The following is a 22,510-nucleotide window of genomic DNA, read 5'->3' as shown; positions in this document are numbered from 1 at the left end:
GACAGAAGCAAGTTACAGCCCGAGCCGGTCGGCGAGCCCGTCGGGGAGGTCGCCGCCGACGGCAAAGAGGTCGCGGCGCTGCTCCCCGGAGAGCTCGAAGTCGAACACCTCGAAGTTCTCCCGGACGTGCTCGGGCGAGGAGGACATCGGGATCGGCGAGACCTGGGGCTGTTCGAGCAGCCACCGGATCGCGACCTGGGCCGGGGTCTTGTCGTGGGCCGCCGCGACCTCGCCGAGCGTGTCGTCGTCGAGCAGGTCGCCGACGCCGAGCGGGCTGTACGCGGTGAGGACGACGTCGTTCTCGATGCAGTAGGCGAGAAGGTCGTCCTTGCGGTGCTCGACGTGGTACTCGACCTGGTTGGTGACGATCGGCGCGTCCGACAGTTCCTCGGCCTCCCGGGTCTGGGCGACCGAGAAGTTAGAGACGCCGAGGTGAGAGACCAGCCCGTCGTCGCGGACCTCGTTCATCGCATCCAGGGTCTCCTCGTGGCTCACGTCGTCGTTGGGCGAGTGGATCAGGAGGAGGTCCACGGTCTCGACGCCGAGGTTCTCGACGCTTTCGTGGACCGACTCGACGGCGGCGTCGTGGGCGCGGTTGTCGTCGGCGAGCTTGGTCGTCACGAACACCTCCTCGCGGTCGACGGCGGAGTTCTCTATGGCCTCGCCGACGGCGGGCTCGCTGCCGTAGATCTGGGCGGTGTCGATGTGGCGATAGCCCGCCTCGAGGGCGGCCTCGATCGCTCTCACCCGGACGTCGTGGTCGTCCATCCGTGCGGTGCCGAAGCCGAGCGCGGGGATCTCGACGTCGCCTGCGGTGACGGTTCGCATACCGCCGGCTTCGCCGACGCCGGCCAAAAGCGTTCGCCCGGCGGCTCCGGATGCCGGTTCGAACCGGCAGTTCGGGTTCACGTACCACCCCCAGAATAATGTAGATCGAGGGACTAGTTCGAGGGGATGTCAACGGGGGAACCTGCGTCGGAGGGGGGATCGCCGGTCGTCGCTCGCGACGTCCGAAGGACGTACTACATGGGAGAGTCCGTGGACGCCCTCGACGGCGTCTCGCTGTCGCTCCCTGCCGGATCGTACACCGCGGTGATGGGGCCGAGCGGCTCGGGCAAGAGCACGCTGATGAACCTCCTGGGCTGTCTCGACACGCCCGACGAGGGGACGGTCGAGATCGGCGGTCGCTCCGTCGGCGACCTCTCGGGAGGCGAACGCGCCCGCCTGCGGGGGACCGAGATCGGGTTCGTCTTCCAGACGTTCAACCTCATGCCCCGGCTCACCGCCGCCGAGAACGTGACGCTGCCGCTGGTCTTTCACGACGGCGTCGAGGCCGGCCGCCACGAGCGCGCGGAGACGCTGCTTTCGCGGGTGGGACTGGGCGACCGCCTCGATCACGCGCCCAACGAGCTCTCGGGCGGACAGCGCCAGCGCGTCGCCATCGCGCGGGCGCTCGCGAACGAACCCACGCTCCTGCTGGCCGACGAGCCGACGGGCAACCTGGATACCGAGACCGGCAACGAGATCCTGGCCGTCTTCGACGAGCTCCAGGCCGCCGGCCGGACGATCCTGATGGTGACCCACGAGCGCCGGGTCGCCGAGCGCGCGGATCGGATCGTCCACCTGATCGACGGCGAGCTAGCGGAGATCGAGCAGCTGGAGGGCAAGCGATGAAGCTCCGCGAGAGCGTCCGGATCGGCTGGCGGGCGATCACCGGCCACAAGCTCCGGTCGACGCTGACCACCGTCGGCGTCATCATCGGCATCGCCTCCGTGATCGTCTTCATGGTGCTGGGGGGCGCGTTCACCGAGAACGTCGTCGGCGACCTGGACGACGAGAGCGAGCCGGTGATGCAGGTCGTCACCCAGACCGAGCCCGAGACCGGCACCGGGATCATGTTCGTCGAGGCGCCGATCTACACCGAGTCCGACGTCGAGGCCATCGAGGGAATGGACGGCGTCGACTACGTCGCTCCCTCGGGGAGCCTCCCGGCGGTCCAGCTCTCGCACGGCGAGGAGAGCCAGACCGGGACGGTCGGCGTCGAGGCGACGATCCCCGAACGGTTCGGCAACGAGTCGATGTACCCCCTCGAGGACGGCGAGACGTTCTCGCCGTCGGCCGACGACGAGGCGGTCGTCAGTGGCCAGGTCGCCCGGCTGTTCGAGGACAACGTCTCGGTCGGCGACGAGCTCTCGATCACGTTCGAGGACGGCGAGACGGAAACGGTCACGGCGGTCGGAATCGCCAATACCACCGTCGGCGGACAGCCGAGCCAGCCGACGGTCTACCTCCCCGTCGACTCCCACTACGAACTCACCATCGAGACCCCCGACGGGGAGACCGAACGGGCCTACCCCTCCCTCGAGGTGCGCGCCGAGAGCATGGACGACGTCGATCCGACGAAGGAGGCAATCACGGAGTACTTCGAGACGGACGCGGACGCTCGGGAACTGAAGGACGACGAGCACACGATCGCGGTCCAGACGGTCGACGACGCGGTCGACCAGGTCGCGGGGATCGTCGACCAGTTGACGGTGTTCATCGGCGGGATCGCCGCCATCTCGCTGGTCGTCGGCTCGATCGGGATCGCCAACATCATGATCGTCTCGGTGACCGAACGGACCCGCGAGATCGGCGTGATGAAGGCCGTCGGCGCGCGCAAACGCGACATCGTCCAGCTCTTCTTGCTCGAGTCGGTGATCCTCGGAGCGATCGGCGCGGTCGTCGGCGTCGCCGCCGGGATCGGGCTCGGCTACCTCGCGGTCTCGATGCTCGGCTGGCCGATGGTCTATCCCCTACAGTGGATCGCCATTGCGGCCGCCGTCGGCGTCGGCGTGGGGGTCCTCTCGGGGCTCTATCCGGCCTGGCGGGCGGCCAGCGTCGATCCCATCGAGGCGCTCAGACGGGAGTAGGGCTCACGCCGGCGCGAGTTCGACGGTGAGCTCGGTCGCACCGTCGTGGTCGTACTCGACCGTCCGGGACTCGTAGTCCGGATGAGAGATCTCGATCGTATAGGTGTTCTCGTAGATCCGGTCCGGGTAGACCCCCTCGGAATCGGTCTCGCCGGTGAACACCAGCGGGACGTCGGCCGCGAGGGACTCGCCCTCGCCGCGGACGCTCGCGCCCTCGATCGGCTCGCCGTCGGGGTCGGTGACGATCAGGCGCAGTCCGGAGGTCGGCGGCGCACCCTCGGCGGCCTCGAGCTCCACGACAGCCTCCTCCCCGTCGTCGTTTTCGTACTCGACCGTCCGGCCTCGATAGTCGGGATGAGAGATCTCGACGGCGTACGTGCCGACCGGCGCCTCCGTGGCGTACGTCCCGTCGCCGCCGGTCTCGCCCTCGAGGACGCTCGGCCCCTCGGTCCGGATGCTCGCCCCCTCGATTCCCTCCCCGGCCGGACCGAGGACCCGGATCCCGAACGGCGCCGTCTCCGTGTCCTCCTCGCTCCCGCCGTCCTCCGAGTCGTCATCGTCGCCGCCGTCGGATCCGCCGGTATCATCGCTATCGTCCTCGTCGGTATCGTCTCCGCCGGAGTCGTCCTCGGAGTCATCGTCGCCGTCGGTATCGTCGTCATCCGACTCGTTAGTGTCGTCATCGACGGAACCGTTCTCGGAACCATCGCCGGAGTCGTCACCGCTATCCTCCTCCCCGGAGCCGTCGTCGCTCCCGTTCCCGTCGCTCGAACCGTCGTCGGTCTCGGCCCCCTGGGAACCGTCCCCGTCACCGGAGTCGCCGTCACTGTCGTCGTCGGTGTCCCCGTTGCCGGAGTCGTCAGTGTCCTCGTCCTCATCGGTGTCTTCCGATCCGTCGGATCCGCCCCCCTCGGTATCCGTCGTCTCGTCGGCGGTATCGTCGTCGGCGTCCGATCCGTCGCCCCCGTCGTCGGCGCTTCCCTCGCTCTCGTTGCTCGAATCACCGTCGTCCGATCCGTCGGTATCGTTGCCGGACTCGGTATCGTCGTCGCCTTCGGTGTCGTTGTCGACTGCGGTGTCGTTTCCGGCCTCGTCCCCCTCTCCGTCCGCCCCGTCGGCGGTCTCGTTCCCGTCGTCCCCATCGGAGTCGTTCCCGCCAGTGTCGTTCCCGTCGGTGTCGGTGGAGTCGTCGCCAGTCCCGTTGCCGTTCCCGCCCTCGGATTCGTTCTCCTCCTCGATCCGCTCGGCCGCACAGCCGGCGAGCCCGGCCGCGAGAACGGTGCCGGCCGACAGGAGCTCTCGACGTCGCATACCCCGACTATCGATCCGAGCGAAATGAATCTATGGGATGCATCGTGAACGAACGATCGGGCGCGACGCTTATGCTCGCCCGATCCCTACGACTCGATCGATGTTCGTCGGCCACGCGCTCCTGGCGTTCGCCCTCGCGGCCCTGGCCGCCGAGTGGCGAGGCTGGGCCCGCCACCGCGTCGTCGCCCTCGGGATCCTCGCCGGCGCGTTCGCGGCGATCCCCGACGTCGACGTGGTCTACGCCGTCTTCGCGATGGACCCGGCCCACCTCGTCGCCGGCTCCACCGTCCGCCCCGGCGCTTTCTGGGGAGCCGTCGACGGCGTCCACCGCTCGATGACCCACTCGCTGGTCGTCGCGGCGGTCGCCGGACCCGCGTTCGGGCTGTGGGCCCGCCCCCAGACCCCCGACCGCTCGCGAACGGCCGTCCGGGCGCTCTCGCTCGGCCCCCTCGGGGCGCTCGTGGCCGTCGCGGCCGCCCTCGAGGGCCCCGCCGGCGGGGCGGTGATGGCCGCGTTCGCCGCGGCCGGCCTCGGGGTGGCGACGCTCGCGCGCCGTCACGCCGACCTCTCCCCGCGGGTCGTCGGGCTGGCCGCGACCGCGGGCCTGGCCTCTCATCCCTGGGGGGACTTCCTGACCGGCCAGCCGCCGGCGCTGCTCTACCCCCTCGACGCCGACCTCGCGACCGAGCGGGTCGTCCTCGCCGGCGATCCGACGCTGCACCTGCTCGCGACGTTCGCCCTCGAGCTGGCCGTCGTCGCCCTCGCCGTGGCGGTGGTGGCACACCTGGCCGGCCGGTCGCCCCGCGGGCTCGTCGACCGCCGCGCGACGCTGGGCGCGGGCTACGGCGCCATCGCGCTCGTGCTCGCGCCGCCGACGATCCACGTCGCCTACCCGTTCGTCCTCTCGATCCTCGCGGTCGGCGTCGTCTGTGGACTCTCGCGACCGCCGGTCGCCCTCCGGACCGAGGCGTGGCGCCGCCTGGAGGACCCATTGCGCACCCTCGAGACCGTCTCGACCGGGCTGGCCGGGGTCGCCCTCGCGCTGGGGAGCTACGCCGCCGTCTACCTCCTGGCGGGCTGATCCCCCACAGTAATGGGGCCCCGGAAGCGAGAGGAGAGCGTGTCCGGGTCGACGCTCACAGGGATGCTCGCGGACGGGAGACGAAACGCCGTCGCCGCCTGGCTGCTGGTCGCGCTCGCGGCCGCGGTCTGGGTCGGCGAACTCGTCGTTGCCGGCGTCCTCTGGTCTACGTTCGCGCTCGTGGTGGTGAGCCTGGCGGTGCTCCCGCCGATCGCCTACCGGTCGCGGTACGTGATGCTCCCCTGGGAGGTGCTCGCGCTGGCGACGCTCCCCCTGATCGGGCTCGTCCTCGGGGCCGAGCGGTTCTCGGGGCCCCTCTTCGCCTACCTCGCGCTCGCGGCCGTCGGGCTCGTGATCGCCGTCGAGCTCGACGCGTTCACCTCGATCCGGATGTCCTCCGGGTTCGCCATCGTCCTCGTCGTCGCCGGAACGATGGCCGCCGCGGCGGTCTGGGAACTCCTCCAGTGGTACGCCGCCGTCCTGCTGGAACGGCCCTACGAGACGACCAACGACGAGCTGATGATCGAGTTCGCCTACTCGACGCTCGCGGGCGTCGCCGCCGGCGCGATCTTCCGGTGGTACTTCCGCGAACGGGTGTCGATCGACGACCGCATCCCGCCCGAGGCTCGAGGGAGGGTCGATGGCTGACCTGCGGCTCTCGGAGGCCGGCCAGCGCCGGCTCGTCCGCGCGATGGAACTCGTACTGGTCGGCCTACTGTTCGTCGGGCTCGAGCGGGGCAGCGTCGGCGTCATCGTCAACACCGGCGTCGCGCTCCTCGTGGCTCGGCTCCCCTCGGTTCTCGAACGGGACTACGGCATCACGCTCGGACCGGGACTCGCGCTGTGGCTCACCGCCGCCGCCTTCCTCCACGCCGTCGGCGTCGTCGGCATCCCGGGAGCGGGCTGGACCTTCTACAGACAGGTGTGGTGGTGGGACCACGTCACCCACTCGCTGTCGGCCTCCGTCGTCGCCGCCGCCGGCTACGCCACCGTCCTCGCCTTCGAGCGCCACGCCGAGGCGGTCTCGATCCCGCCGCGGTTCATGTCCGTCGTCATCCTCGTGTTCGTCCTCGCCTTCGGCGTCGCCTGGGAGCTCCTCGAGTTCGCCATCGGGATCGTCGCCGACCTGCTCGGTACCCGGGGCATCCTCGTCCAGTACGGCATCGAGGACACCTTGCTCGACCTCACCTTCAACCTCATCGGCGGGGTGGTCGTCGCGATCTGGGGCGGGATCTACCTCACCGACCTCTCTGCCGTGATCGGCGAGCGTCTCGCCTCGCGGTGACTCCCCGACCGACCCGGTTTCGGACGGCGCTGGCTGGGATTTGAACCACCTGAAGACGGTCTCACTCGCTACGCTCGTGAGCGTGCGTCTTCCGTAAAATAGAGGGCGACTTCTCGGCTCCCCTGTGACGAGCACACGGTACGCGGTGCTCGTCGGAGTCGTTCGCCGTAGAAGTGCGCTGGCTGGGATTTGAACCCAGGTTGTGACCATGGCAAGGTCACGTGATACCACTACACTACCAGCGCCCTGTATTCAATCGTACAGCCGGAAGGGTGTATAAGGATTGCGAATCGGATGGGGTATCCTGACGATCGGTCGCATGACCCCAATTCTCACGATAACGGTGGTGTGAGCCGTTGACAGCCCCGAGCGAATCCGCTACTCTTTTAGGGCCATCGGCGCAATGATCGCTACAGTCTAGTGGCGAGGCGCCCAAGCGCCACGGGATGACAGTCAGCGTACTCGTGCCGTCGTCGGTCTGCCGCGAGGCAGAAGACAAACGCGAGGCGACCCGAAAACTCGGCTACATCGCCCGCGCGGCGACGGTCTTCCGCGCCGACCGTCTCGTCGTCTTCCCCGACCGGGAAGGCGAGAGGCGACTCGGTGGCGGGTTCGTCGAAACCGTGCTGCGGTACGCCGCGACGCCGCCATACCTCAAAACCGAGGTGTGGGGCAAGCGCGACGAACTGGAGTACGTCGGTGTCCTCCCGCCGCTGCGTGTCGCGTCACGGACCGGCTCCGAATCGAACGGTTCGGGGTCGATAAGACAAGGGATCGTGACCGAGGTCGGACCTGAAGGCCGCGTCCGGGTCAATTGCGGACTGCAACACCCGATCTCTCTCAACCAGCCTCCCGGAATGGAGGTCTCCGAGGGGGAGCGCGTCACCGTCAGGATCTCTTCGCGACGACCGGTCCGCGCGAAACTGGTCGATCGGCCCGTTCCGGGGCTGTCGATCTGCCGTGCGGACCTTCGGACAGCACTCGGCCGTGAGGACGCCGGCGTCCCCATCGCGGCCTCCCGCTACGGTGAAGAACTCACCGTCGGGCGGCTGGGGAGGTTGGCCGGACGGGTCGGCGACGGGATGACCGTCGCCTTCGGCTCGCCCGAGAGAGGGCTGCCCGACATCCTCGGCATTGAGGCGTCGGCCGTCGGCGCCGACGGTGCCGAGAACGGAGTCGAACCCGCCGATCCGGGGTTCGACCTCTGGCTGAACACGGTTCCGGATCAGGGCAGCGAGGTCGTGCGGACGGAGGAAGCGATGTTCGCGACCCTCGCCTGCCTCACACTGCCAGCGTGATAGAATGCCACAACCGAACTCACCACGGAAAGGCTCACTCGGGTTCGGCCCACGAAAGCGCGCGGCCAGCGAGGTCCCGCGATTCAACTCGTGGCCGGACGACGACGGACAGCCGACGCTCCAGGGCTTTGCGGGCTACAAGGCCGGCATGACCCACGTCGTGATGATCGACGACGAGGCGAACTCGTCGACGGAGGGAATGGAGACGACCGTTCCCGTCACGATCGTGGAGACGCCGCCGATGCGCGCCGTCGCCCTGCGTGCGTACGAGGACACACCGTACGGACAGAAACCGATCACCGAGGTCTGGACGACCGAACTCGAGGACGACCTCGAACGCGTCCTGGACCTCCCCGGTGACGACTACGACGCCGACGCGGCCGAGGACGACCTCCGCCGGGCGGCCGACGAGGGCCGCATCGCCGACGTCAGGGTCATCACCCACACCGTCCCGGGATCGGTGCCGTCGGTCCCCAAGAAGCGACCGGACGTCATGGAGACCCGCGTCGGCGGGGGCTCGATCGACGACCGACTCGACTACGCGCTCGAGCTCGTCGCCGACGGCGGCGAGCACGCGATGAACGACGTCTTCCGCGCCGGCGAGTACGTAGACGCCGGCGGCGTCACGAAAGGAAAGGGCACCCAGGGCCCCGTCAAGCGCTGGGGCGTCCAGAAACGCAAGGGCAAACACGCCCGCCAGGGCTGGCGCCGACGGATCGGCAACCTCGGTCCCTGGAACCCCTCGCGCGTGCGCTCGACGGTCCCCCAGCAGGGCCAGACCGGCTACCACCAGCGCACCGAACTCAACAAGCGTCTCGTCACCGTCGGCGACGGCGCCGACGCGACGGTCGAGGGCGGCTTCGTCAACTACGGCGAGGTCGACGGCCCCCACGCGTTGATCAAGGGTTCGCTCCCCGGACCGGAAAAGCGCCTCGTGCGCTTCCGGCCGGCGATCCGACCGGGAGACCAGCCGCGCCTCGATCCCGAGGTCCGGTTCGTCTCCACCGCATCCAACCAGGGATAAACTGGCTAACGCACACCAATGAAAGCAACAGCATACGACCTGGACGGAAGCGACGCGGGGGAGGTCGAACTCCCGTCGGTCTTCGAGACCGATTACCGGCCGGACGTCATCGGCCGGGCCGTCCGCGCCGCCCAGGCGAACCGAAAACAGGAGTACGGCGCCGACGAGTTCGCCGGCAAGCGGACGCCGGCCGAATCGTACGGCAGCGGCCGCGGGATGGCCCACGTTCCCCGCCAGGACGGGCGCGCACGCCGCGTCCCCCAGGCGATCAAGGGGCGCAAGGCCCACCCGCCGAAAGCCGAGAAGGACTGGAGCGAATCGATCAACACCAAAGAGAAGCGGCTCGCGGTCCGCAGCGCGATCGCGGCGACGGCCGACGCCGACCTCGTCGCGGAACGCGGTCATCGCATCGAGAGCGACCTCGAGTTCCCGCTGGTCGTCACCGACGAGTTCGAGGACCTCGAAAAGACCAGGGAGGTCGTCGACTTCCTCGAAACCGTCGGCCTCGTGGGCGACGTCGCCCGCGCCGACGAGGGCCGGTCGGTCCGCTCGGGCCGCGGGACGACCCGTGGCCGCAAGTATAAGGAGCCGTCGTCGATCCTCTTCGTGACGAGCACCGAGGCGGGGCCCTCCCGGGCCGCGCGGAACCTCGCGGGCGCCGACGTGGCGACCGCGAGCGAGGTCAACGCCGAGGACCTCGCGCCGGGCGCGGAGGGCGGTCGGCTCACGGTCTGGACGGAAAGCGCCGTCGAGGAGGTGGCCGAGCGATGAGCGGCGTCATCGACTACCCGCTGGTCACCGAGAAGGCGATGAACGATATGGACTTCGAGAACAAGCTCCAGTTCGTCGTCCACCTGGACGCCACCAAACCCGAGATCAGGGAGGCGATCGAGGACCAGTTCGACGTCTCCGTCTCCGGGGTCAACACACAGATCACGATGAAAGGGAAGAAAAAGGCAACCGTCAGACTGAGCGAGGACGACGACGCACAGGAAGTCGCCTCGCGGATCGGGGTGTTCTGAGATGGGACGACGGATCCTCGGCCAACGACGCGGCCGCGGCACGCCGACGTTCCGGGCACCCTCCCACCGGTACAAGGAGAACTTAGAGCACAAGAAACCCGAGGACGGCGACGTCGTCCGCGGGACGGTCGTCGACGTCGAACACGACCCCGCGCGGTCGGCGCCGGTCGTCGCCGTCGAGTTCGAGGACGGCGACCAGCGTCTGATCCTCGCGCCGGAAGGAATCACGGTCGGCGACGAGATCCAGGTCGGGATCAGCGCCGAGATCGCACCCGGGAACACGCTGCCCCTGGCGGAGATCCCCGAGGGCGTTCCGATCTGTAACGTCGAGGCCAACCAGGGCGACGGCGGGAAGTTCGCCCGTGCTTCGGGCGTCAACGCCGACCTCGTGACCCACGACCGCAACGCGGCAGTGATCCAGCTTCCGAGCGGCGAGGTCAAACGGCTGGATCCCCAGTGTCGGGCCACCATCGGCGTCGTCGCCGGCGGCGGCCGGACCGAGAAGCCGTTCGTCAAGGCCGGCAACAAGTATCACAAGATGAAAGCACGGGGCACGAAGTGGCCCCGCGTCCGGGGCGTCGCGATGAACGCCATCGACCACCCGTTCGGCGGCGGCGGTCGCCAGCACCCGGGCAAGCCCAAATCCGTCTCGCGCAACGCGCCGCCGGGACGGAAAGTGGGAGACATCTCCTCCCGACGAACCGGGCGGGGTGGTAACGAATGAGTTCCGAGTACAGAACCGGCCGCGAGGGCGAGTTTACCTACCGCGGTCACACGCTAGACGACCTCCAGGGAATGGACCTCGAGGAGGTCGCCGAACTGCTGCCCGCACGGATGCGGCGAAGCATCGACCGCGGGCTCTCCGTCGAGAAGCAGAAGCTCCTCGAGGAGGCCCGCGAGGCCGAGGAGGAGGAGACGGCGAACTCGCCGATCAGGACCCACCTGCGGGACATGCCGATCGTCCCCGAGTTCGTCGATCTCACCTTCGAGGTCTACACCGGACAGAGCTTCGAGCGCGTGCGCGTCCAGCCCGAGATGATCGGCCACTACCTGGGCGAGTTCCAGCTGACCCGCAACTCGGTCGAACACGGCCAGGCGGGGATCGGCGCGACGCGCTCCTCGAAGTTCGTCCCACTGAAGTGATCCACGCATGGGAATCAACTACTCTGTCGAGGCGGACCCGGATTCGACGGCGAAAGCCATGCTCCGGGAGCGCCCAATGAGCCACAAGCACAGCAAGGAGGTCGCCCGCGCGATCAAGGGCAAGACCGTCGCCGAGGCGACGGAGTACCTCCAGTCGGTCATCGACGAGGAGCAGTCGGTGCCGTTCAAGTCCCACAACACCGGCGCCGGCCACCGCTCGGACATCGACGGCTGGGACGCCGGCAAGTACCCCGAGAAGGTAAGCGGCGAGTTCCTCGACCTGCTCGAGAACGTCACGGCCAACGCCGACCACCAGGGGTTTACCGGCGACGAGATGCGGATCGAACACGTCGCCGCCCACAAGGTCGGCGAGTCGACGGGCCGCAAGCCCCGCGCGATGGGGCGGGCGAGCGCCTGGAACACGCCGGAGGTCGACGTCGAGATCGTCGTCGCCGAGATCGAGGACGAACACACGGAGGACGATAGCTAATGGCGGACGAACACCAGTTCATCGAGGACGGCCTGCAACGCTCCCAGATCGACGAGTTCTTCGCGGACGAACTCGGCCGTGCGGGCTACGGCGGAATGGACGTCGCCAAGACCCCGATGGGGACCCAGATCGTCCTCAAAGCCGAGAAACCCGGCATGGTCATCGGCAAGGGCGGCGAGAACATCCGGAAGGTCACCACCGCCTTAGAGGAGAAGTTCAACCTCGACGACCCCCAGATCGACGTTCAGGAGGTCGACGAACCCGATCTGAACGCACGGATCGTCGCCGACCGACTCGCCAACGCCCTCGAACGAGGGTGGTACTTCCGGAAAGCCGGCCACACCACCATCGACCGGATCATGGACGCCGGCGCGTTGGGCGCCGAGATCGTCCTCGCCGGGAAGGTCACCGGCGCGCGCTCGCGGGTCGAGAAGTTCAACCGGGGCTACATCAAGCACAACGGCGAGCCCGCAGAGGAGGTCGTCGACCACGGCCAGGGCGTCGCCGTCATGAAGCTCGGCACGATCGGCGTCAACGTCAAGATCATCCCGCCGGGAGCCGAACTCCCCGACGACTTCGACGTCCACGAGGACGCAGACCCCGAGGAGGTCGTCCCCGAGGCCGTCGAGGCCAACGAGAGCGTCGAGGACCTGCTCGAGGGCGAACCCGACGACGACGTCGCCGACGAACGCGCCGACGAGGACGTCGAGGAGCCCGCCGAGCCCGGCGAAGCCGAGGTCGACGAGGAGGTCGTCGAGGAGATCATCGACGAGGAGACGGCCGACGGCGAGGCCGAAGCGCCGGCAGACGAGGAGATCGAGGAGGAACTCGACGACCTCGAGGAGGACGTCGAGGCCGAAGCCGAGGAGTTGCTCTCGGAGATGGACGAGGAGAGCGAGGCCTCGGATGACGACGAAAACGACGAAGACGAGGGAGGTGAGGACTGATGGCGATCGTCCACGCCGAGGAGCTCCGAGACATGACCCCCGCCGAGCGCGAGGCCGAACTCGAGGAGTTAGAGACCGAGCTCCTCAACGCGAAGGCGGTGCTCGCCGCCGGCGGCGCACCCGAAAACCCCGGCGAGATCGGCGAGCTGAAGCGAACGATCGCCCGGATCAAGACGATCCAGCGAGAAGAAGGCGATCTCGAAGCGGACGAAGAATAGCACGGCAACCGAGACGGACCCCAACCCATGGCACTCACACCCGAAACCCTGGTTCGCCACGAGCTGAACGGGCTTCCCGTTCGGGTCGCAGAGAGCGACGACTCCTCGCGGGTCGGCCTCCTGGGACGGGTCGTCGTCGAGACGACCAACACCCTGCAGGTCGAGACCGGAGGTGGCGGCTCCGGGCGGGTGGTGACCGTGCCCAAGGACGGATCCGTCTTCGAGTTCGCGATCACAGATGACGCCGCCGGGGACGAGAGGTCCCCGGGGACCGCGTTCAAACTGGCCGACGCCCAACCCTCGACTCCGGCCTCGCCGGAGTCCGAGGACCGGGCCGGCGCCGACGGTGCCGGCCGCCCCGACGGTGATCCCTCGAGGGGTCAGCGTCGCGGTGCTGGCGAGAACGTGGCCTACGTTACGGTCGATGGATCGCGACTGCTCTCACGACCCGCGCGACGAACCGAAACGAGCGGTGATTCACCATGGCAATAGGATTAGATGTAGAAACCCCTCCGGAACCGGACAACCCGGAGGAATACGACTACGAGAAGTGTCCGTTCTACGGCGACCTGCCGGTCCGGGGCCAGACCCTGGTCGGCACCGTCGTCTCGACGGACATGGACAAGACCGTAGTCGTCGAACGAGAGTACGACGTGACGGTCCCGAAGTACGACCGTCAGATGAAGCGTCGCTCGCGCATCCCGGCACACGTGCCGGGCGTGCTCGAGGGCCTCTCGGTCGGCGACACGGTCACGATCGCAGAGACCCGACCACTGTCGAAGACGAAATCGCACGTGGTCGTCGAACGAATCGAGGAGGCGACCGCCGAGGACCTCGCCGAGTTGACCCGCCAGACCGAGCCCGACCAGGAGCTCTCGGCGAGCGACGTCACCGAGGGCGCCGAACCCGAGGCCGACACGGAGGGTGACGCCTGATGGAAGCGATGAAAGCCGACGTCACCCAGGGCCTGAAGAAGGGGTCCCTGGTCACGTGTGCGGACAACACGGGCGCACGCGAGCTGAAAGTCATCAGCGTCGCGGGCTACCAGGGAACCAAGAACCGCCAGCCGAAGGCAGGGCTTGGCGACAAGGTGACCGTCTCCGTCACGAAAGGGACCCCCGAGATGCGCCGCCAGGTGCTCGAAGCGGTGATCGTCCGCCAGCGGAAGCCGATCCGCCGGCCCGACGGCACCCGCCTGAAGTTCGAGGACAACGCGGCGGTCATCATCGACGAGAACGAGGAGCCACGGGGCACCGAGATCAAGGGGCCGATCGCCCGCGAGGTCGCCGAACGGTTCGGCGCCATCGCGAGCACGGCGACGATGATCGTCTAACCATGAGCAAGCAACCACGCAAACAACGAAAGCGAAGCGAGGAGGCGCCCCTCCACGAACGGGGCACGAAGCTCCACGCGACCCTCGACGGGGAGCTCCGCGAGGAGTACGACCGTCGTCGGACCCGCGTCAACGTCGGCGACACCGTCGAACTAATGAGAGGCGACCACGCCGGCGAGGAAGGCGAGGTCGTCGGCGTCGACTTAGAGGACGGCACCGTAGACGTCGAGGACGTGACGATCGAGACCGCCGACGGCGAGGAGGTCCCTCGTTCGGTCGAGCCCTCGAACGTCCGGCTCGTCGACCTCGACCTGGAGGACGACCGGCGCGAGGCGCGCCTGGAGGGTGAGGACGAATGACCAACCACCAGAAACGCCTCGCGGCGCCGAACTCCTGGCCCGTCGAGCGCAAGACCGAGACGTTCACGGTCAAAGCCGGCGCCGGCCCCCACGGACAGGCGGGTGTTCCCCTCCTGATCCTGCTCCGGGACGTGCTCGGCTACGTCGACTCGAAGAAGGAGGCCCGCTACGCGGTCAGCGAGGACGCGATCCTGGTCAACGGCGAGCCCGTCGGCGACGAGGCCCGTCCGATCGGGATGTTCGACATCGTCGCGTTCCCCGACCGCGAGGAGTACTACCGCGTGTTTCCCGACGAGGGCGGCCGACTGGCGCTGTCGGCGATCGACGCCGAGGCCGCCGGCAGCCGCCTCGGGAAGATCGAGGGCAAGCGTCAGGTCGACGGCGGCCGGACCCAGCTGACCCTTCACGACGGCGCGAACGTCGTCGTCGACGAGGAGTACGCGACCAACGATTCGATCGTCGTCGACAACGAATCGAAGGAGATCGTCGCCCACTTCCCCTACGAGGAGGGCGCGCTGGTCACCGCCGTCCGTGGCAACCACGCCGGCAAGATCGGCGAGATCGAGGCGATCGAGATCACCGCCGGCAGCGGCTCGAACGCCGTCACCATCTCCGGCGACGACCCCTTCGAGACCGTCGAGGAGTACGTCGTCGTCATCGACGAGAACTTCGTCGGCGACGACGACCCCGACGTCACCACGACCGGCGAGAGCGCGGACGGAGGTGAGGACGAATGAGCGAGGCAGACACCGAAACCGGCTTCCACGAGATGCGCGAACCCCGCATCGAGAAGGTCGTCGTCCACATGGGCGTCGGCCGTGGCGGGCGCGATCTCAACCGGGCCGAGGGGATCTTAGAGGAGATCACCGGCCAGTCGAGCGTCCGGACCCAGGCGACGGCGACCGAACCCGAGTTCGGCATCCGCCAGGGCGAGCCCATCGGCGCGAAAGTCACGCTGCGGGGCGAGGAGGCAGACGAGTTCCTCGAGACCGCACTCGGCCTCACGGAGCTGTCGGCCACCCAGTTCGACGACACGGGCAACGTCAGCTTCGGGGTCGAGGAACACACCGACTTCCCGAGCCAGGAGTACGACCCTGAGGTCGGGATCTACGGGCTCGACGTCACCGTCAACCTGGTGCGGCCGGGCTACCGGGTCTCGAAACGCGACAAGGCCAACCGCTCGATCCCCGCCGGTCACCGTCTGACCGCCGAGGACGCGACGGCCTACCTCGAGGCCGCCTTCGACGCGGAGATCACGGAGGGAAACGATGAGTGAAAGCGACACCGAAACCGAGACGGGCGAACACGCCACCAAGCGGACGGGCCAGATCGAGGCCTGCCAGCGCTGTGGCCGCAAGCAGGGGCTCGTCGGCAAGTACGACATCAACCTCTGCAGACAGTGTTTCCGCGAGGTCGCCCGCGACATGGGATTCAAGAAGTACAGATAATGACAGGGAACGACCCACTCAGCAACGCGCTCTCGGGACTCGACAACGCCGAGAGCGTGGGGCATCTCACACACGAGGTATCGCCAGCCTCGAACGAGATCGGCAGCGTCCTCGAAGTGCTCTACGACCGGGGGTATATCTCCGGGTTCGAGCTCGTCGAGGACGGGAAGGCCGGTCGGTTCGAGGTCGAACTGAACGGAGCGATCAACGCCTGTGGCCCCGTCAAGCCGCGGTACTCGGTCGGCGCCGACGACTTCGAGCGCTGGGAGAAGCGGTTTCTCCCCGCTCGGGACTTCGGCGCGCTCGTCGTCACGACGAGCAGTGGAATCATGAGCCACTACGAGGCCCGCGAGCAGGGTATCGGGGGCCAGGTGATCGCGTACGTCTACTAACAATGCGCACAGAACTCGAACCCCCGGAGGACGTAAACGTCGAGGTCGACCACCTCGACGTCACCGTCTCCGGCCCGAACGGCAGCGTCACCCGCCGGCTCTGGTACCCGAACGTCACGGTCGAACTCGAGGACGACGTCGTCGTCGTCGAGAGCGACGTTGAGGACGCGAAGACGACCGCGACCGTCGGCACCTTCGAGAGCCACCTGCGAAACGCCTTCCACGGCGTCGTCGAGGGCTGGGAGTACACGATGGAGGTCTTTTACTCCCACTTCCCGATGCAGGTCCGCGTCGACGGCGAGGAGGTCGTCATCGAGAACTTCCTCGGCGAGCAGGCGCCCCGACGGACGACGATCCACGGCGACACCGAGGTCGCCGTCGACGGCGAGTCGGTCACGCTCTCCGGTCCGAACAAGGAGGACGTCGGCCAGACGGCGGCGGACATCGAACAGCTCACGAAAGTGAAAGGAAAGGACGCCCGCGTCTTCCAGGACGGCGTTTACATCACGGCCAAACCCCGAGGTGGTGCCTGATGGCGGACGACGACGACGTCGAGGAGACGGAGGACGTCGAGGGACTCGAGGAGATAAGCGGCGTCGGCGAGAGCAAGGCCGACGCGCTCCGGGAGGCCGGCTTCGAGACCGTCGAGGACGTCCAGGAAGCGGATCAGGACGACCTGAGCGAGGTCGAGGGGGTCGGCAACGCGCTGGCCGCCCGGATCAAAGCCGACGTCGGCGACCTCGAGGTCAGCGAGGAGACCGACGCAGAGATCGAAGACGAGGGAGGCGAGGAGGAAGCCGAGGAGGCCGAAACCGAACTCCGGCCCCGCGGCCTAGCCGAGAAGACCCCCGAGCTCTCCGAGAACGAGGAGCGACTCCTCTCCCAGCGAAAGCGGGAGGGAACGCCCCAGTTCAACCGCCAGGACTACCACATGAAAAAGCGGACGCCGGAATCCTGGCGTCGGCCCCGCGGTCAGCTGTCGAAACAGCGCCGCGGCATCAAGGGCAAGGGCGCCAAAGTCGAGGCGGGCTACCGGACGCCCGAAGCCGCCCGGGGCAAACACCCGAGCGGCTTCGAGGAGGTCCGCGTCGAGAACACTGACGACCTGGAGGGCGTCGACGGAGACGTCCAGGCGGTTCGGATCGGCTCCTCGGTGGGCGCACGGAAACGCGAGCGCATCGAAGAGGAAGCCGAGGACGCGGGCGTTCGCGTCCTCAACCCGACGTACGTCGAAGTCGAGGTGGATTCCGATGACTGATCTCTCAGCACAGAAGCGACTGGCGGCCGACGTCTTGGACGTCGGGAAGAACCGCATCTGGTTCGACCCCGAGTCCCAGGGCGAGATCGCCGAGGCGATCACGCGAGACGAGATCCGCGAACTCGTCGACTCGGGTACGATCCGGGCCAGCGAGGCCGGCGGGAACTCCCGCGGCCGGGCCCGCGAGCGCAACGCGAAACGCGCCTACGGCCACCGCACGGGGCCGGGAAGCCGGAAAGGCAAGAAGGGTGCCCGCCAGAACGAGAAAGACGAGTGGAAAGGCAAGATTCGAGCACAGCGACGGAAGCTCCGCGAACTCCGCGACAAGGGCGAACTCACGCCGACCCAGTACCGGGAGCTGTACCGGAAGGCCGGCGGCGGGGAGTTCCAGAGCGTCCAGTACCTGTTGAACTACATCGACGACAACTACGGTGACGACTAATGGCGACAGGACCACGATACAAGGTACCGATGCGGCGTCGCCGCGAGGTCCGGACGGACTACCATCAGAGGTTGCGCCTGTTGAAATCGGGCAAACCGCGCCTCGTTGCTCGCACGAGCAACAAGCACACGACGGCGCAGCTGATCTCCCCCGGACCCCAGGGCGACGAGACACGAGCAAGTGCACACTCGAGCGATCTCGCCGACTACGGCTGGGAGGCCCCGACGGGCAACCTGCCGGCGGCCTACCTGACCGGCCTGCTGGCCGGGAAACGGGCCGTCGAGGCCGGTCTCGAGGAGGCAGTCCTCGACATCGGCCTCAACACGGCCTCGCCGGGGAACAAGGTGTTCGCCGTCCAGGAGGGCGCCATCGACGCCGGCCTCGAGATCCCCCACAACGACAGCGTGCTGGCCGACTGGTCACGAACGCGGGGCGAACACATCGCCGACTACGCAGACCAGCGCGAGGAGCCGCTGTACGGCGGGGAGTTCGACGCGAGTGACCTACCCGACCACTTCGATGAGACACGAGAGGCGATCCTAGAATGAGCGGACGCAACTCCCGGGGCTGGGAGCCGGTTACCCGCCTGGGCAGACAGGTACAGGACGGAGAGATCGAGACGATGGAGGCCGCGCTGAACTCGGGGCTCCCACTGAAGGAACCCGAGATCGTCGACCAGCTCCTGCCGGGGCTCGACGACGAGGTCCTCGACATCAACATGGTCCAGCGGATGACCGACTCGGGTCGCCGGGTCAAGTTCCGCTGTGTCTGTGTCGTCGGCAACCGCGACGGCTTCGTCGGCTACGCCGAGGGCCGAGACGACCAGGTCGGCTCGGCGATCCAGAAGGCCATCGGCATCGCGAAGCTGAACATGATCCAGGTGCCCCGCGGCTCGGGCTCCTGGGAGGATCGATCCGACCGGCCCCACTCGCTGACCCACCGGACGACCGGGAAAGCGGGCTCCGTCGAGGTCGAACTCATCCCCGCGCCCGAGGGGCTTGGGCTCGCGGCGAGCGACACCGTGCGCGCGGTGCTCGAGCTTGCCGGGATCGAGAACGCCTGGACGAAGAGCCACGGCAACACCCGGACGACGGTGAACCTGGCGAAGGCGACGTTCAACGCCCTGGAGAACGCTTCCCAGTCGCGTGGCGCCCGCAGGCGCGAACGCGAGGTGGTCGAGGGATGAAGGCGATCGTTCAACTCCGCGGCGAGGTCAATCGCCAGGAGGGCGTCGATGACACCCTGGACATGCTGAACGTCCACGAGACCAACCACTGCGCGCTCGTCCCCGAGACCGACACCTACCAGGGGATGATCGCGAAGGTGAACGACTACGTCGCCTTCGGCGAGCCCAGCCCCGAGGTGCTCGCGACGCTGCTCGAAACGCGCGCCGAGCCCCTCGAGGGCACGTCCTCGGACGTCAACGAGAAGTGGCTCGGCGAGCACACGGAGTACGACGGCTTCGAGAGCCTCGCGGAGGCGCTGCTCGAAGAGGAGACGACGCTTCGCGAACAGGGGCTGTCGCCGACGCTTCGACTGCATCCGCCACGCGGCGGCCACGAGGGGATCAAGCAGCCGGCCTCGAAGGGGGGCCAGCTCGGAACGCACACCACCGAGGAGATCGACGATCTCCTCACCTCGATGCGCTAACAATGACGGACAAGAAACGACGCCAGCGCGGCTCGCGGACCCACGGCGGCGGCTCCCACAAGAATCGTCGTGGGGCGGGCCACCGCGGGGGCCGCGGCCGCGCCGGGCGGAGCAAACACGAGTTCCACAACTACGAACCGAAGGGCAAACACGGCTTCGACCGGCCACAGGACGTCCGCGAGGAGGTCGCGACGATAGACGTCAAGAAGCTAGACGAGGACGTCCCGTTGTACGCGGCCGACGGCCTCGCCGAAGAAGACGGCGACGGCTACCGGATCGACGCCCGCGACGTCGTCGAGGACGGCCACGAGGTCGACGTCGTCAAGGTGCTCGGCGGCGGCCAGGTCCGAACCGAGCTCACCGTGGTCGGTGACGCGTTCTCGGAGGGGGCCCGCGAGAAACTCGAGGACGCGGGCGGCGAGGCGGTCCTCTCCGAGCGCGGTGAAGAACGTCTGGCCGAAGAGGACGAGGACGACGACGAGGACGAGATCGGGGCGTAAGCCATGGGATGGAAGGGTGCCGCGGAACCGGTGTTGACACGGATGCCGGCCGTCCGCCGTCCGGAGGGCCACGTCCCCTTCAAGCGGAAGCTGGCGTGGACCGCCGGCATCCTGGTGCTCTACTTCTTTCTGACCAACGTCGCCCTGCTCGGCTTGGACCAGGGGGAGGCGACCGACCTCTTCGGGCAGTTCCGTGCGATCCTCGCCGGCGAGTTCGGCTCGATCCTCCAGGTGGGGATCGGCCCGATCGTCACCGCGAGCATCGTGCTCCAGCTGCTGGGCGGGACGAACCTGCTCGGGCTCGACACCGACGACCCCCGCGACCAGGTGCTCTACCAGGGGCTCCAGAAGCTGCTGGTCGTCGTGATGACGGCGCTGACCGCCATCCCGATGGTCTTCGCCGGCGGCTTCCTTCCGGTCCAGGGCTCGCTTTCGCTCGGAGGGCTCGCCCTCGATTCGACGGGCGTCCAGCTCCTGCTGTTCGTCCAGATCTTCGTCGGCGGCATCCTCCTGCTCTACATGGACGAGGTGGTGAGCAAGTGGGGCGTCGGCAGCGGGATCGGCCTCTTCATCATCGCGGGGGTCAGCCAGCGGCTGGTCGCCGGCTTCCTCTCGCTGTCCGAGGAGGGGTTCTTCTATAGCTGGTTCCAGATCCTGACCGGGCGGACCGACCTCGATCCGATCGCCGGCGGCGCCGGCCTCTACCAGCTCGTCGTCACCGAGGGCCAGTTGCTCGCACTCGCGACGACGGTCCTGATCTTCGCGATCGTCGTCTACGCCGAGTCCGTCCGCATCGAGATCCCCCTCTCGCACGCACGCGTGAAGGGTGCCCGCGGGCGGTTCCCGGTGAAGCTGATCTACGCGAGCGTCCTGCCGATGATCCTCGTCCGGGCGGTCCAGGCCAACGTCCAGTTTCTCGGCCAGATCCTGAACAGCCAGTGGGGAATGCCCGCCTGGCTCGGGGTCTACTCCGAGGGCCAGCCCGTCTCGGGCTTTTTCTACTACGTCGCGCCGATCTACTCGCGCGAGGAGTGGCTCTGGTGGACCGCACAGGTCACCCAGGAGTGGTGGCAGGTGCTGATCCGGATCGGGATCGACGTCGCCGTCATGGTCGGCGGCGGCGCGATCTTCGCGATCTTCTGGGTCGAGACGACCGACATGGGCCCGGAGGCGACCGCAAAGCAGATCCAGAACTCCGGGATGCAGATCCCCGGCTTCCGACAGAACGTCGGCGTCGTCGAGAAGGTCATGGAGCGGTACATCCCCCAGGTGACCGTCATCGGGGGCGCCCTCGTCGGCCTGCTCGCGGTCGCCGCGAACATGCTCGGCACCATCGGCTCGGTGACCGGCACCGGCCTGTTGCTCGCGGTCTCGATCACGTACAAGCTGTACGAGGAGATCGCCGAGGAGCAGATGATGGAGATGCATCCGATGATGCGGAACATGTTCGGCAAGGAGTAGCACGTTTTCCAGCCTTCGACCGCAACGACTCGTCGGTTCCAGTCACCGTCCGATCTTTCAACCGGAGTGACGTCTCCCCGCCCCTACCGCCGGAAACCGACAACTGAAGGTTATATATGGCGGAAGGGACAACCTCTATCCAACGCCCCATGGCAGAGATCTACCTCCTCAGCACGGTGCTGATGACCGTCATTCTGATCGCGGTCGCCGTCGCGATCGCACGGAGCGGGCATCGAGCGACGCCGAGCGGCCAGTCCGGCGGACGAAGCGGCTTCGCGGAGTGGTCCGGACGGGTCGACCCCGACCGGCCACGAATCGTCGAACTGGCCTACGACCCGATGGCCTGGACAGTATCCTTCGTCGTCCTCGCGATCGTCTTCATCGCGGGTGCGGTAGTGATGGTCCAGGGACTCTCCGGGATCGGCGGCGCCGTCGGTACCGGCCTGCTCGCGGTCGGCGGGGCGATTCTCGGCGGCTTCCTGTTCTTCGGGGCCTTCTTCGCCGCCCGCGACCGGATCGGTTACACGGCGGCGGGGATCGCGGTCGCCGCGGTGACGACCGGCCTGATCGCGCTGCTCGGCATCGTGGTCATGTTGCTCCAGGCGTAGCGCTCCCAGTGAGGAAGGTATAAGTGGACGACCGCCCGACCACCTAGCAATGGCGAGCGTCCGGACCTACGCGATCATCTACGTGGCGTTACTGGCGCTGGGGACCGTGCAGTTCGTCTTCTTCGAGGGCGACACTGGAATGTCCTATCAGGTTGCAATGGCCGGCGTGCTCGTCCTCTCGGTCGCAAAGGCCGGCCTCATCATCGGGTACTACCAGCACCTGATCGACGAGCCCCGATCGCTGACCTACCTGCTCGGGGGCGCCGTCTTCATGGTGTTCCTGCTGACGATCGCCGCCGGCTTCTCGATCCAGTAATCCGTCGTTCTC

The 22,510-nt window shown here is 67.8% G+C and carries 34 protein-coding genes and 1 tRNA gene; 32 read left to right on the top strand and 3 right to left on the bottom strand.

Features of this window, described 5'->3' with window-relative positions:
* Nucleotides 1–12: 12 nt before the first annotated feature.
* A complete protein-coding gene (locus LCF40_RS00870; RefSeq protein WP_224827012.1) occupies nt 13–828 on the bottom strand; it encodes an aldo/keto reductase in 816 nt (271 codons plus the stop codon).
* Nucleotides 829–954: 126 nt separating this feature from the next.
* Between LCF40_RS00870 and LCF40_RS00865 the strand changes: the two genes are divergently transcribed.
* Together LCF40_RS00865 and LCF40_RS00860 are read left to right on the top strand one after the other, a co-directional pair.
* Nucleotides 955–1,674: an ABC transporter ATP-binding protein gene (locus LCF40_RS00865; protein ID WP_224827011.1), complete on the top strand. Its 720-nt coding sequence runs from the start codon at nt 955–957 to the stop codon at nt 1,672–1,674.
* Nucleotides 1,671–2,912, top strand: coding sequence for an ABC transporter permease (locus LCF40_RS00860; RefSeq protein WP_224827010.1), 1,242 nt, complete (start codon nt 1,671–1,673; stop codon nt 2,910–2,912). Before LCF40_RS00865 ends, LCF40_RS00860 begins: the two co-directional genes overlap by 4 nt.
* A 3-nt stretch (nt 2,913–2,915) precedes the next feature.
* Here the strand turns inward: LCF40_RS00860 and LCF40_RS00855 are convergent, their stop codons facing one another.
* Nucleotides 2,916–4,223, bottom strand: coding sequence for a carboxypeptidase-like regulatory domain-containing protein (locus tag LCF40_RS00855; RefSeq protein ID WP_224827009.1), 1,308 nt, complete (start codon nt 4,221–4,223; stop codon nt 2,916–2,918).
* 100 nt (nt 4,224–4,323) lie between these two features.
* On the opposite strand from LCF40_RS00855, the gene LCF40_RS00850 reads away from it, so the two are divergent.
* Genes LCF40_RS00850 through LCF40_RS00840 form a run of 3 tightly spaced genes read left to right on the top strand, consistent with a single transcriptional unit; the run spans nt 4,324 to nt 6,589 of the window.
* Nucleotides 4,324–5,304, top strand: coding sequence for a metal-dependent hydrolase (locus LCF40_RS00850; protein ID WP_224827008.1), 981 nt, complete (start codon nt 4,324–4,326; stop codon nt 5,302–5,304).
* Nucleotides 5,305–5,343: 39 nt separating this feature from the next.
* Nucleotides 5,344–5,952, top strand: coding sequence for a hypothetical protein (locus tag LCF40_RS00845; protein ID WP_224827007.1), 609 nt, complete (start codon nt 5,344–5,346; stop codon nt 5,950–5,952).
* Nucleotides 5,945–6,589, top strand: coding sequence for a DUF2238 domain-containing protein (locus LCF40_RS00840; RefSeq protein ID WP_114578091.1), 645 nt, complete (start codon nt 5,945–5,947; stop codon nt 6,587–6,589). Before LCF40_RS00845 ends, LCF40_RS00840 begins: the two co-directional genes overlap by 8 nt.
* A gap of 174 nt (nt 6,590–6,763) precedes the next feature.
* Here LCF40_RS00840 and LCF40_RS00835 read toward each other — a convergent pair.
* Nucleotides 6,764–6,834, bottom strand: a tRNA-Gly gene (locus tag LCF40_RS00835).
* A 201-nt stretch (nt 6,835–7,035) separates the two neighbouring features.
* Between LCF40_RS00835 and LCF40_RS00830 the strand changes: the two genes are divergently transcribed.
* The 27 genes from LCF40_RS00830 (at nt 7,036) to LCF40_RS00700 (ending at nt 22,498) form a co-directional block, all read left to right on the top strand.
* Entirely contained in the window at nt 7,036–7,887 is an 852-nt protein-coding gene (locus LCF40_RS00830; RefSeq protein WP_114578092.1) for a putative RNA uridine N3 methyltransferase, read from the top strand.
* Nucleotides 7,888–7,891: 4 nt separating this feature from the next.
* Nucleotides 7,892–8,911: a 50S ribosomal protein L3 gene (locus tag LCF40_RS00825; RefSeq protein ID WP_114578093.1), complete on the top strand. Its 1,020-nt coding sequence runs from the start codon at nt 7,892–7,894 to the stop codon at nt 8,909–8,911.
* Nucleotides 8,912–8,929: 18 nt separating this feature from the next.
* Complete coding sequence (gene rpl4p / locus LCF40_RS00820; protein WP_224827006.1) at nt 8,930–9,682, top strand: 50S ribosomal protein L4; 753 nt, start codon at nt 8,930–8,932, stop codon at nt 9,680–9,682.
* Complete coding sequence (locus LCF40_RS00815) at nt 9,679–9,933, top strand: 50S ribosomal protein L23 (protein WP_114578095.1); 255 nt, start codon at nt 9,679–9,681, stop codon at nt 9,931–9,933. The genes rpl4p and LCF40_RS00815 overlap by 4 nt, the downstream gene beginning before the upstream one ends.
* A gap of 1 nt (nt 9,934) precedes the next feature.
* A complete protein-coding gene (locus LCF40_RS00810; protein WP_114578096.1) occupies nt 9,935–10,657 on the top strand; it encodes a 50S ribosomal protein L2 in 723 nt (240 codons plus the stop codon).
* The gene (locus LCF40_RS00805; RefSeq protein WP_114578097.1) at nt 10,654–11,076 is read left to right on the top strand and encodes a 30S ribosomal protein S19; all 423 of its coding nucleotides are present in this window, start codon (nt 10,654–10,656) and stop codon (nt 11,074–11,076) included. The genes LCF40_RS00810 and LCF40_RS00805 overlap by 4 nt, the downstream gene beginning before the upstream one ends.
* 7 nt (nt 11,077–11,083) lie before the next feature.
* On the top strand, nt 11,084–11,566 hold the full coding sequence (locus LCF40_RS00800; RefSeq protein WP_224827005.1) for a 50S ribosomal protein L22: 483 nt from the start codon (nt 11,084–11,086) through the stop codon (nt 11,564–11,566).
* The gene (locus LCF40_RS00795; protein WP_224827004.1) at nt 11,566–12,513 is read left to right on the top strand and encodes a 30S ribosomal protein S3; all 948 of its coding nucleotides are present in this window, start codon (nt 11,566–11,568) and stop codon (nt 12,511–12,513) included. The genes LCF40_RS00800 and LCF40_RS00795 overlap by 1 nt, the downstream gene beginning before the upstream one ends.
* Entirely contained in the window at nt 12,513–12,731 is a 219-nt protein-coding gene (gene rpmC, locus LCF40_RS00790; protein ID WP_114578100.1) for a 50S ribosomal protein L29, read from the top strand. The genes LCF40_RS00795 and rpmC overlap by 1 nt, the downstream gene beginning before the upstream one ends.
* 27 nt (nt 12,732–12,758) lie before the next feature.
* On the top strand, nt 12,759–13,223 hold the full coding sequence (locus LCF40_RS00785) for a ribonuclease P protein component 1 (RefSeq protein WP_224827003.1): 465 nt from the start codon (nt 12,759–12,761) through the stop codon (nt 13,221–13,223).
* Nucleotides 13,214–13,666: a 30S ribosomal protein S17 gene (locus LCF40_RS00780; RefSeq protein WP_224827002.1), complete on the top strand. Its 453-nt coding sequence runs from the start codon at nt 13,214–13,216 to the stop codon at nt 13,664–13,666. The genes LCF40_RS00785 and LCF40_RS00780 overlap by 10 nt, the downstream gene beginning before the upstream one ends.
* Nucleotides 13,666–14,064, top strand: coding sequence for a 50S ribosomal protein L14 (locus LCF40_RS00775; protein ID WP_114578103.1), 399 nt, complete (start codon nt 13,666–13,668; stop codon nt 14,062–14,064). The genes LCF40_RS00780 and LCF40_RS00775 overlap by 1 nt, the downstream gene beginning before the upstream one ends.
* A gap of 2 nt (nt 14,065–14,066) precedes the next feature.
* Nucleotides 14,067–14,423, top strand: a complete 357-nt coding sequence (gene rplX, locus LCF40_RS00770; protein WP_114578104.1) for a 50S ribosomal protein L24 — start codon at nt 14,067–14,069, stop codon at nt 14,421–14,423.
* A complete protein-coding gene (locus LCF40_RS00765; protein WP_114578105.1) occupies nt 14,420–15,160 on the top strand; it encodes a 30S ribosomal protein S4e in 741 nt (246 codons plus the stop codon). The genes rplX and LCF40_RS00765 overlap by 4 nt, the downstream gene beginning before the upstream one ends.
* Entirely contained in the window at nt 15,157–15,699 is a 543-nt protein-coding gene (locus LCF40_RS00760) for a 50S ribosomal protein L5 (protein ID WP_224827001.1), read from the top strand. Before LCF40_RS00765 ends, LCF40_RS00760 begins: the two co-directional genes overlap by 4 nt.
* Nucleotides 15,692–15,871: a 30S ribosomal protein S14 gene (locus tag LCF40_RS00755; RefSeq protein WP_114578107.1), complete on the top strand. Its 180-nt coding sequence runs from the start codon at nt 15,692–15,694 to the stop codon at nt 15,869–15,871. Before LCF40_RS00760 ends, LCF40_RS00755 begins: the two co-directional genes overlap by 8 nt.
* Nucleotides 15,871–16,263, top strand: a complete 393-nt coding sequence (locus LCF40_RS00750; protein ID WP_114578108.1) for a 30S ribosomal protein S8 — start codon at nt 15,871–15,873, stop codon at nt 16,261–16,263. The genes LCF40_RS00755 and LCF40_RS00750 overlap by 1 nt, the downstream gene beginning before the upstream one ends.
* Before the next feature lie 2 nt (nt 16,264–16,265).
* Complete coding sequence (locus tag LCF40_RS00745; protein ID WP_224827000.1) at nt 16,266–16,796, top strand: 50S ribosomal protein L6; 531 nt, start codon at nt 16,266–16,268, stop codon at nt 16,794–16,796.
* Entirely contained in the window at nt 16,796–17,521 is a 726-nt protein-coding gene (locus LCF40_RS00740) for a 50S ribosomal protein L32e (RefSeq protein WP_114578110.1), read from the top strand. The genes LCF40_RS00745 and LCF40_RS00740 overlap by 1 nt, the downstream gene beginning before the upstream one ends.
* The gene (locus LCF40_RS00735) at nt 17,514–17,963 is read left to right on the top strand and encodes a 50S ribosomal protein L19e (protein WP_114578111.1); all 450 of its coding nucleotides are present in this window, start codon (nt 17,514–17,516) and stop codon (nt 17,961–17,963) included. Before LCF40_RS00740 ends, LCF40_RS00735 begins: the two co-directional genes overlap by 8 nt.
* Nucleotides 17,963–18,511, top strand: coding sequence for a 50S ribosomal protein L18 (locus tag LCF40_RS00730; protein WP_114578112.1), 549 nt, complete (start codon nt 17,963–17,965; stop codon nt 18,509–18,511). The genes LCF40_RS00735 and LCF40_RS00730 overlap by 1 nt, the downstream gene beginning before the upstream one ends.
* Nucleotides 18,508–19,149: a 30S ribosomal protein S5 gene (locus LCF40_RS00725; protein ID WP_114578113.1), complete on the top strand. Its 642-nt coding sequence runs from the start codon at nt 18,508–18,510 to the stop codon at nt 19,147–19,149. Before LCF40_RS00730 ends, LCF40_RS00725 begins: the two co-directional genes overlap by 4 nt.
* Nucleotides 19,146–19,613 (top strand): 50S ribosomal protein L30, encoded by a 468-nt coding sequence (gene rpmD / locus LCF40_RS00720; protein WP_224826999.1) that lies wholly within the window; start codon nt 19,146–19,148, stop codon nt 19,611–19,613. Before LCF40_RS00725 ends, rpmD begins: the two co-directional genes overlap by 4 nt.
* A gap of 2 nt (nt 19,614–19,615) precedes the next feature.
* The gene (locus LCF40_RS00715) at nt 19,616–20,113 is read left to right on the top strand and encodes an uL15m family ribosomal protein (protein ID WP_224826998.1); all 498 of its coding nucleotides are present in this window, start codon (nt 19,616–19,618) and stop codon (nt 20,111–20,113) included.
* Between the two features lie 3 nt (nt 20,114–20,116).
* Nucleotides 20,117–21,574, top strand: a complete 1,458-nt coding sequence (gene secY / locus LCF40_RS00710) for a preprotein translocase subunit SecY (protein ID WP_114578116.1) — start codon at nt 20,117–20,119, stop codon at nt 21,572–21,574.
* 149 nt (nt 21,575–21,723) lie between these two features.
* Nucleotides 21,724–22,182 (top strand): hypothetical protein, encoded by a 459-nt coding sequence (locus LCF40_RS00705; protein WP_114578117.1) that lies wholly within the window; start codon nt 21,724–21,726, stop codon nt 22,180–22,182.
* Between the two features lie 49 nt (nt 22,183–22,231).
* A complete protein-coding gene (locus LCF40_RS00700) occupies nt 22,232–22,498 on the top strand; it encodes a cytochrome C oxidase subunit IV family protein (RefSeq protein WP_114578118.1) in 267 nt (88 codons plus the stop codon).
* Nucleotides 22,499–22,510 lie beyond the last annotated feature (12 nt).

It is taken from the genome of Saliphagus infecundisoli (genome assembly GCF_020177375.1).
GTDB classification, from domain to species: domain Archaea; phylum Halobacteriota; class Halobacteria; order Halobacteriales; family Natrialbaceae; genus Saliphagus; species Saliphagus infecundisoli.
The sequence above is the reverse complement of the archived record's forward strand: the minus strand, read 5'-3'. Positions and strand labels throughout refer to the sequence as shown.